We start from the raw sequence: 7844 nt of genomic DNA on the forward strand, positions 1-7844 counted from the left end.
TGGGTTTGCACCGGCGCTGGCTTGACCCCGGCAAGCCGCTGGCCGAGGTGGTCATCAAGCCCGCGCACGGCGTGCTGGTCACATCGGCGACACTCAAGGCGGGCGATGACTGGGCCCCGGCGCTCGCCCGTTCGGGCGCGGTGCATCTGGAACGCGCACCCGAACAGTTCGAGGCGCGCAGCCCGTTTGATTATGCGACCCAGGCCGAGGTGCTGATCGTCACCGATGTCAAACGCGGTGACCTGTCGGCGCTCGCGGGGGCCTATGGGCGGTTGATCGAGGCAGCAGGCGGCGGCGCACTGGGATTGTTCACCGCGATCCGCCGGTTGCGCAGCGTGCATGGCCGGATTGCCGACCGGCTCGCACAATCGGGGTTGCCGCTGTACGCGCAACACGTCGATCCGCTCGAAACCGGCACGTTGGTGGACATCTTCCGCGATGACCCGCGCGCGTCGCTGCTCGGCACCGACAGCTTGCGCGATGGCGTCGATGTGCCCGGCCATTCGCTGCGGCTGGTGGTGATGGAAGGCGTGCCGTGGCCCAAGCCCAATATCCTGCACCGCGCGCGCAGGCTGGCAGGCGGCGGCAACCAATATGACGATATGATCATCCGCGCGCGGCTGGCGCAGGCGTTTGGGCGGCTGATCCGCCGCGCCGATGATCGCGGGCGCTTTGTGATGCTGTCTGCCGCCTTCCCCTCGCGGCTGCTCAGCGCCTTTCCCCCAGGCACCCCGGTGCGCAGGGTGACGTTGGCAGAGGCTTTACAAGCGGTGCAATCTGGCGTTTCTGGCCTTGCGGGTCCGGTCACGCGAATCGACCTCGTCATGGGGGCCGGGGGAGAGGTGCAATGAAGACACTGACATTGCTGCGCCACGCCAAGTCCGACTGGAATGACCGTTCTATGCGCGATTTCGACCGGCCGCTCAACGACCGTGGGGTGCGTGGCGCGCGTGCGATGGGGGCCTTTGTTGCCGAGAAACAGACCGCCTTCGATGCGGTGCTCGCCTCGCCTGCGGTGCGCGTCACCGAAACCATCGACCAGTTCGAACAGACCTATGGCCGCACGCTCAACCCCGACTGGGACCGGCGCATTTATCTGGCATCATCGGTCACATTGATCGACGTGCTGCGCGGCCAGCCCGATACTGTCGCCCATGTGATGATGATCGGCCACAATCCGGGGCTGGAAGACCTGATCTTCGATCTGGTCCCTGATGATGGCTCAAGCCCGTTACGCGATGTGGTGGAGGAGAAATTCCCCACCGCCACGCTTGCGGTGATGGACATCGACATCGACCACTGGGCCGATCTCGACAATGGCAGCGCCCGGTTGACCGCAATCACCCGTCCGCGCGATCTCGACCCCGATCTCGGCCCGACCGACGACGACTGATCATTGCCAATCGAGACTGCGATGACACCCACAATCCTGCGCCGCGCCGGGCCAGACGATGCGGCCAAGCTGGCGCTGCTCGGCGCCGCCACCTTTCTGGTTGCGTTTGCGCATGACCATCCGGGCGAGGCGCTCGTCGATCATACCGCGCACGAACACAGCGCAGCGCGCTATACTGCTTGGCTGGCCAAGCCCGATTACGCCTTCTGGCTGATCGAGACCCCGCTTGGTGCGCCGATTGGCTATGCGATGCTGTGCCCGCCCGAGCTGGACATCACGCCTGAACCGGAATCGCTGGAACTTAAGCGCATATACACCCTGCCCGGCTGGCAAGGCGCGGGGCTGGGCGGGCAGCTGATCGATGCCGTTATCGCCGAGGCACGCGCGCGCGGTGCGCGGGTGCTGTATCTGTGCGTGTATGAAGTCAACCGCAGTGCGCAGCGCTTTTATGCGCGCCATGGCTTTGAAAAGGTTGGCGAACAATGCTTTATGACCGGCAGCGTGCCGTTCACCGACTGGATTTTGCGCCGCGCGATCTAGAGCGATCAGGCTGCGGCCAACGCATCAGCAAGCGCTGCGCGGATGCGGCGCAATTCAGAACACACCTTATCATCGGCGACTATTGAAGTGGCACTTGTCGTGCCGGAACTTTCGCTGGCCACACCACGCCGTTGACTTTCCAGATGCTGGCGCGCGCCGCGCAGGGTAAAGCCCTCGCGGTTCAACAGGCGATCAATATCGCGCAGCAGCGCAACATCCTGCGTCCGGTAATAACGCCGCCCGCCAGCGCGCTTCAAAGGCTGCAGCGTCTCGAACTGCGCCTCCCAATAGCGCAGGATGTGCGGTTTGACGCCAAGCAGTTCAGATACCTCGCCGATGGTCAGCATCGCGCCAGCGGCCTTGGTCGATCGACCACCGGACTCGGTCTGCATTGTCACGTCCTCAACTTTGTTTGTCTTCTGATACTGACCACAGCATATCTGATCGCGACTCAACTCTCGGCGGTGATCTTTTCTTTCATCATCTGGCTGGCGCGAAAGGTGAGCACGCGCCGCGGCGTGATGGGCACCTCAACCCCGGTCTTGGGGTTGCGCCCGACACGCTCGCCCTTGTCGCGCAGCAGGAACGTGCCAAAGCCGGATATCTTGACATTTTCGCCACGTTGCAGCGCGCCGGTCATGTGATCGAGCACAGATTCAACCAGCTGCGCCGCATCGGCACGCGACAAGCCCATCTGCTGATTGATCATATCCGCCAGATCAGCGCGGGTTAGCGTCCCGATGGACCGCATGTCGCTTCCTCCCATTTTTCCCAATCGAAGACAAGCTACCGCAAAATCTGAAAAGTCGCAAACCAGCTAATGTAAAAAACTGCATGAAAACCGCCAATTGGCAACACAATATGATCCAGATTAATAGCGAACTATTGCCGCACCCCAGGTCAGACCGCCTCCCATCGCCTCAAGCACCAGCAACTGGCCGCGCTGGATGCGGCCATCGCGCACCGCCGTGTCCAGCGCCAGCGGCACTGATGCGGCCGAGGTGTTGGCGTGCGTGTCTACCGTCACCACCACCTTTGAGCGCGACAGGCCGAGCTTGCGCGCGGTGGCATCGAGGATGCGGGCGTTGGCCTGGTGCGGCACCAGCCAGTCGATGTCGGCGCTGGTCAGACCCTGCAAAGCCAGCGTCTGGTCAAGCACTTCGGCCAGATTGACGACCGCATGGCGAAACACCTCACGCCCCTTCATCCGCACCTTGCCGACGGTGCCGGTTGTCGACGGACCGCCGTCGACGTAGAGCAGATCGTGGTGACGACCATCCGAATGCAGCTGGGTCGCCAGAATGCCGCGCGGGCTTGGGTCGTCAGCGGCGGGCGTTTCGAGCCCCAGCACAACCGCGCCCGCCCCGTCGCCGAACAGCACACAGGTGCCGCGATCCTCCCAGTCGAGGATGCGGCTGAAGGTTTCTGCCCCGATGACCAGAGCCTTGCTCGCCATGCCGGTGCGCATCATGCTGTCAGCGACGCTCAACGCATAGAGGAAGCCCGAACATACTGCGGCGACATCAAAGGCGGCGCCGCGTGTCATGCCCAGCGCTGCCTGCACCTTGGTGGCGGTCGCGGGGAATGTATGGTCGGGGGTCGCGGTGGCGAGCACGATCAGGTCAATGTCACTGCCTTGCAGCCCGGCGGCATCCAGCGCATTGCGCGCCGAAGCAATCGCGAGGCTCGACGTGGTCTCGTCGGGCGACGCGATATGGCGAAACTTGATGCCGGTGCGCTCGGTGATCCAGCTGTCGCTGGTATCGACCGTCTGCGAAAGCTCTTCGTTGGACACCCGTCGTTCCGGAAGCGCGGACCCGGTGCCCAGAATGACGCAGCGCGCGTGGGTGTTGGGCACGGTCACTTGAGCGGTTCGTCGGCGGATGCAGCAGCGGCAATGACGCTGGAATCAAACCCCTGCAACACCGCGCCGATTCGCTCGGTGATATTGTCCTCGACCAGCCGCGCCGCCACCTCGACCGCGTTGGCAACGCCCTTGACGCTGGCCGAACCGTGACTTTTGACCACGACCCCGTTCAAGCCCAGAAACACCGCGCCATTGTGGTTGTTGGGGTCAAGATGATGGCGCAGCAACTCGGTTGCGGGCCGCGAGATCAGAAACCCGATCTTTGAGCGCAACGACGACTGGAAGCTGCGTTTGAGCAGATCGGTGACAAACCGCGCGGTGCCCTCAAGCGACTTGAGCGCAATATTGCCTGAAAAGCCGTCAGTGACAATCACATCGACGTCGCCGCGCGAGAGTTTGTCGGCTTCGGTAAATCCCTGAAAGTCCATCGGCAAATGAGTGGCGGCGCGCAGCGTTGCGGCGGCATCGCGAAGCGCATCAGTGCCCTTGGAATCCTCGGTACCAATGTTGAGCAAGCGGGTGCGCGGCTTGTCGAAACCAAAGATGATCTGCGAATAGACCGCGCCCATCACCGCGAACTGCACCAGATTGCGCGCATCACAATCGGTGTTGGCACCCAGATCGAGCATCACCAGATCGGTGTCCTCAAGCGTCGGCAGCAACGCGGCGAGCGCCGGCCGGTCAATCCCCGGCATGGTGCGCAGCGCTAGCTTGGACATCGCCATCAGCGCGCCGGTGTTGCCCGCGCTGACCGCTGCGCCGGCCTCGCCCGACTTGACCGCCTGGATGGCAAGACCCATCGATGAATTCTTGGATTTGCGCAGCGCCTGGCTCGGCTTGTCTTCACCGCGCACCACCTGACTGGTGTGCAGGATATCCGATGCTGCGCGCAGATTGGGGTGCTTGTCGAGCCCTGCCCTGATCTGCTTTTCGTCGCCGACCAGCAGGAAGGTGAAGCGATCATGCCGGTGTCGCGCCTCGGCCGCCCCGCCAAGCATGACGCGCACGCCTTCATCACCGCCCATCGCATCAATCGCGATCCGCGGCTTTATCGGCACCAGCTAGTCCCCCTGAAAAACGTGCACATGCCGCCTGATTGATCAGGCGACTGCAAGCACCTCACGGCCATTATAATGGCCGCATGCGCCGCACAGGTGGTGCGGGCGCTTCAGTTCGCCGCAGTTCGGGCATTCCTGATGCGCTTCAACTTTGAGCGAATCATGGCTGCGACGCATGCCGCGCTTGGACGGGGATGTTTTTCTTTTAGGAACAGCCATGACAGGTCCTGCATACCTTAAAATAATCGTGATTCAATGCGATAAACCTTGTGTCCAGCGCCGGGCCGCGCAGAACGCGGGCAGCCGACAGAGCGACAAGGCCCATTCGCGTGCGAACGCGGGGCTATACCGAAAATATCGTGCGTTGCAAGCATTGTCACGCTAACCGGCATCATCACCCAAGGGTGCCCGCATCAGGCCACCCGATCAAGGAAACAACGCGATGAGCCTGCCGATTACTTTGACCATGGCCGCTGCAGCCGGACTGATCAACCTGTGGCTGGCGATCCGCATCGGCCAGGTGCGCACCAGCCAGAAGGTAAGCGTTGGCGACGGCGGCAACGAATTTGTCATCCGCCGGATGCGCGCGCAGGCCAATTTCGTGGAGTTCACACCCTTTGTTCTGCTGCTGATTGCCGCGTTCGAAATATCCGGTCTCGGCGGCACGTGGCTGTGGGCGGTGGGCCTTGTCTATATGGCGGGACGGCTGGCGCACGGCCTTGGCATGGATGGCGGCACCTTCAAGTTGGGCCGGATGATCGGCACGCTGATCTCGATGCTGACAACACTCGGCCTGTCTGGCTATGCGATCTACGCGGTCACAATCATGCCCGTGGGTTAATCCGCTACCCTTCTCCCCGCACCATTGCATTTGACCCTTGATGGCAGGGGATGCCCCTGTTGGCGTCTCCCTTGATGGGAGAGGCTGCGAGACTTGGCGGCATGCCGCCTAGTCGCAGCGGTGAGGGTGATAGTGCGGCTAGACGCGACCGGTCATACAATGCGACCAATGCACAATCCGGAGAGATCACCCCCACCCAACCCCCCCCCATCAAGGGGGAGGGCTATTGGGTTTTGCCAACCTAACCGGCAGAATGTTAAGCCAGCACGTGATCGGCAACAAAGCTGTTGTGCTGGCGCTCTGCGCCAAAATTGCTGATGGCGCCATGGCCCGGCACGAACACAGTGTCATTGCCCAGCGGCCAGAGCTTCTGCGTGATCGACCTGATCAGATCCTGATGGTTGCCGCGCGGAAAATCGGTGCGGCCAATCGATCCCTGGAACAGCACGTCGCCGACAATCGCAAGCTTTGACGGCGCGTGATGGAACACGACATGGCCCGGCGTGTGCCCCGGGCAATGGATGACATCGAGCACCAGATTGCCGACCGTGACGCTATCGCCGTCGTTGAGCCAGCGATCGGGCTCGAACACCGATCCGGCGATGCCCCAGTTGCGGCCATCGTCATCAAGCCGCGAAATCCAGAACCGGTCGTCCTCATGCGGCCCCTCGATCTTGAGGCCAAGCTCCTTGGCGAGCGTGCCGGTTTCGCCGCAATGGTCGATATGACCATGCGTGACCAGCAGCTTTTCCAGGGTCACCCCCAGTTTCGCCACCGCCGCCTTGAGCTGCGGCAAATCACCGCCCGGATCAACCAGCGCCCCGCGCATCGTCGCTGTGCACCACAGAAGCGTGCAGTTTTGCTGCAGCGGCGTCACCGGAATGGTAACCGCGCGAAGGGGTGGCTGGGCTTGGGGGGCGGCAGGATTGTTCATACGCGGTATGTGGCAAGGATCGCGGCGGGGTGCAAGGCATCAGGTTGAGGGGCTCCGAGAAGCGTGCGCATCAAAACTCCTTGATCAGTCGCGCCGCTGCTTCAGGCCGCGCCACATCGCCGCGCGCCTTGTGGACGCCGAGGCCGAACTGCAGGTTGGTGTGACCGCCCAGCTTCTGGTGCCATTGCGGCGTCACCCGCACAGACCGCCTGCCGCCGCTGCGCATGTTGATTTCAAGCCCCGCGACCGAGCGTTCGTTGACATCATAAAACGTGGAATGGTTGATCAGCAGCGCGTCCTTGTCATTGGCAAAGCCTGGACTGACCTCTCCCACGCCGACCATCGCCATCGCGCTCCAGCGTTCGCTGAACCGCTCTCCGATGAGATACAGCAGAGTGTTGAACACGCGCTTTTCGTGCCGGTCATAAACGCCCAAATACTGCCAGCCATGGATGGCACGACCATTGTTCAACGTGCCAAACGTGCCTTGCAGCCCCAGCTTGAACTCCGCCAGACTGCCGTTCTCGAATGGCAGCTCAAATTCGATGGCATGACCGCGGGCGAAGGCAAACTCGATCTCGGGCGCCCATTCCACCACGTGCGGCTGGCCCGACAGCGGCACAAGCCCGAGCACATTGGCCTCTAGCTCGCCCCGTTCCGCCCCCAGCGGCCGCACCATATCGAACACCATCGGCTCGGGAATGACCGGCGCGCGGGGTGATGCCAGCGCCGGAGTGGTGGCAAGACTGGCGCAAAGGCCAAACAGGATCGTTCTGAACATGGACAAAAAGCTCGCTTGCGTCTGCTGATTGTGCCCCCTCTACACTCCAGCTAGCCAGCCAAGATGACAGTGCGATTACATTGCACGCGTCATCACACCCGCCGCCCGGCCCAGATCACCCGGCCGACAATCGTCACGCTGCCCGGCGAAACATCCGGGTAGCTGGGATACAGCGGATTATCCGACGTAATCGACAAGCCGCCATCGGGGCGAAACGCCAACCGCTTGACGATCAGCGCGTCGTCCATGCGCAGGACATAGATGCCGTCGCGGCGGCGCAGGTTTGCGCCATCGTGCATCGCCACCAGAATGTCATCGCCATCGCCGAGCGCCGGAGCCATCGAATCGCCGTCGACACAGATCATCGTCACCGCATCGGTGCCCGCACCCAGCCGACGCAGCCAGCCCTCATCGCACGCAAGCTCCGCCA

The 7844-nt window shown here is 62.6% G+C and carries 12 protein-coding genes; 4 read left to right on the top strand and 8 right to left on the bottom strand.

The annotated features are described in order from the left end of the window. The 3 genes from ACEW8G_RS15660 to ACEW8G_RS15670 form a co-directional block, all read left to right on the top strand. The coding region (locus ACEW8G_RS15660) for a helicase C-terminal domain-containing protein (RefSeq protein ID WP_373489326.1) at positions 1 to 851 on the top strand (851 nt) is incomplete at its 5' end. Then, positions 848 to 1393 carry a histidine phosphatase family protein gene (locus tag ACEW8G_RS15665; protein WP_373489327.1) on the top strand — a complete coding sequence of 182 codons (546 nt, stop codon included), beginning with the start codon at positions 848 to 850 and terminating at the stop codon, positions 1391 to 1393. The genes ACEW8G_RS15660 and ACEW8G_RS15665, both read left to right, overlap by 4 nt. 21 nt (positions 1394 to 1414) lie before the next feature. Beyond that, on the top strand, positions 1415 to 1933 hold the full coding sequence (locus ACEW8G_RS15670; RefSeq protein WP_373489328.1) for a GNAT family N-acetyltransferase: 519 nt from the start codon (positions 1415 to 1417) through the stop codon (positions 1931 to 1933). Between the two features lie 5 nt (positions 1934 to 1938). Here the strand turns inward: ACEW8G_RS15670 and ACEW8G_RS15675 are convergent, their stop codons facing one another. From ACEW8G_RS15675 to rpmF, 5 genes are all read right to left on the bottom strand, one after another. Then, positions 1939 to 2325, bottom strand: coding sequence for a MerR family transcriptional regulator (locus ACEW8G_RS15675; RefSeq protein WP_373489329.1), 387 nt, complete (start codon positions 2323 to 2325; stop codon positions 1939 to 1941). A 59-nt stretch (positions 2326 to 2384) separates the two neighbouring features. Further along, positions 2385 to 2684, bottom strand: coding sequence for an integration host factor subunit alpha (locus tag ACEW8G_RS15680; RefSeq protein ID WP_373489330.1), 300 nt, complete (start codon positions 2682 to 2684; stop codon positions 2385 to 2387). Positions 2685 to 2804: 120 nt separating this feature from the next. Continuing rightward, on the bottom strand, positions 2805 to 3797 hold the full coding sequence (locus ACEW8G_RS15685; RefSeq protein WP_373489331.1) for a beta-ketoacyl-ACP synthase III: 993 nt from the start codon (positions 3795 to 3797) through the stop codon (positions 2805 to 2807). Next, positions 3794 to 4858: a phosphate acyltransferase PlsX gene (gene plsX, locus ACEW8G_RS15690; RefSeq protein ID WP_373489332.1), complete on the bottom strand. Its 1065-nt coding sequence runs from the start codon at positions 4856 to 4858 to the stop codon at positions 3794 to 3796. The genes ACEW8G_RS15685 and plsX overlap by 4 nt, the downstream gene beginning before the upstream one ends. Before the next feature lie 42 nt (positions 4859 to 4900). Beyond that, positions 4901 to 5077 (bottom strand): 50S ribosomal protein L32, encoded by a 177-nt coding sequence (rpmF, locus tag ACEW8G_RS15695; protein WP_373489333.1) that lies wholly within the window; start codon positions 5075 to 5077, stop codon positions 4901 to 4903. 223 nt (positions 5078 to 5300) lie between these two features. Between rpmF and ACEW8G_RS15700 the strand changes: the two genes are divergently transcribed. Beyond that, positions 5301 to 5699, top strand: a complete 399-nt coding sequence (locus ACEW8G_RS15700) for an MAPEG family protein (protein ID WP_373489334.1) — start codon at positions 5301 to 5303, stop codon at positions 5697 to 5699. A gap of 256 nt (positions 5700 to 5955) precedes the next feature. Here the strand turns inward: ACEW8G_RS15700 and ACEW8G_RS15705 are convergent, their stop codons facing one another. The 3 genes from ACEW8G_RS15705 to ACEW8G_RS15715 form a co-directional block, all read right to left on the bottom strand. Continuing rightward, positions 5956 to 6633, bottom strand: coding sequence for an MBL fold metallo-hydrolase (locus tag ACEW8G_RS15705; protein ID WP_373489335.1), 678 nt, complete (start codon positions 6631 to 6633; stop codon positions 5956 to 5958). A gap of 70 nt (positions 6634 to 6703) precedes the next feature. Further along, positions 6704 to 7414 carry a hypothetical protein gene (locus ACEW8G_RS15710; RefSeq protein WP_373489336.1) on the bottom strand — a complete coding sequence of 237 codons (711 nt, stop codon included), beginning with the start codon at positions 7412 to 7414 and terminating at the stop codon, positions 6704 to 6706. 92 nt (positions 7415 to 7506) lie between these two features. Further along, positions 7507 to 7844, bottom strand: a 338-nt coding sequence (locus ACEW8G_RS15715) for a helix-turn-helix transcriptional regulator (protein WP_373489337.1), incomplete at its 5' end; no start/stop codon positions are given.

Source organism: Blastomonas sp. (assembly GCF_041747255.1).
In the GTDB taxonomy this organism is placed as follows: Bacteria; Pseudomonadota; Alphaproteobacteria; order Sphingomonadales; family Sphingomonadaceae; genus Blastomonas.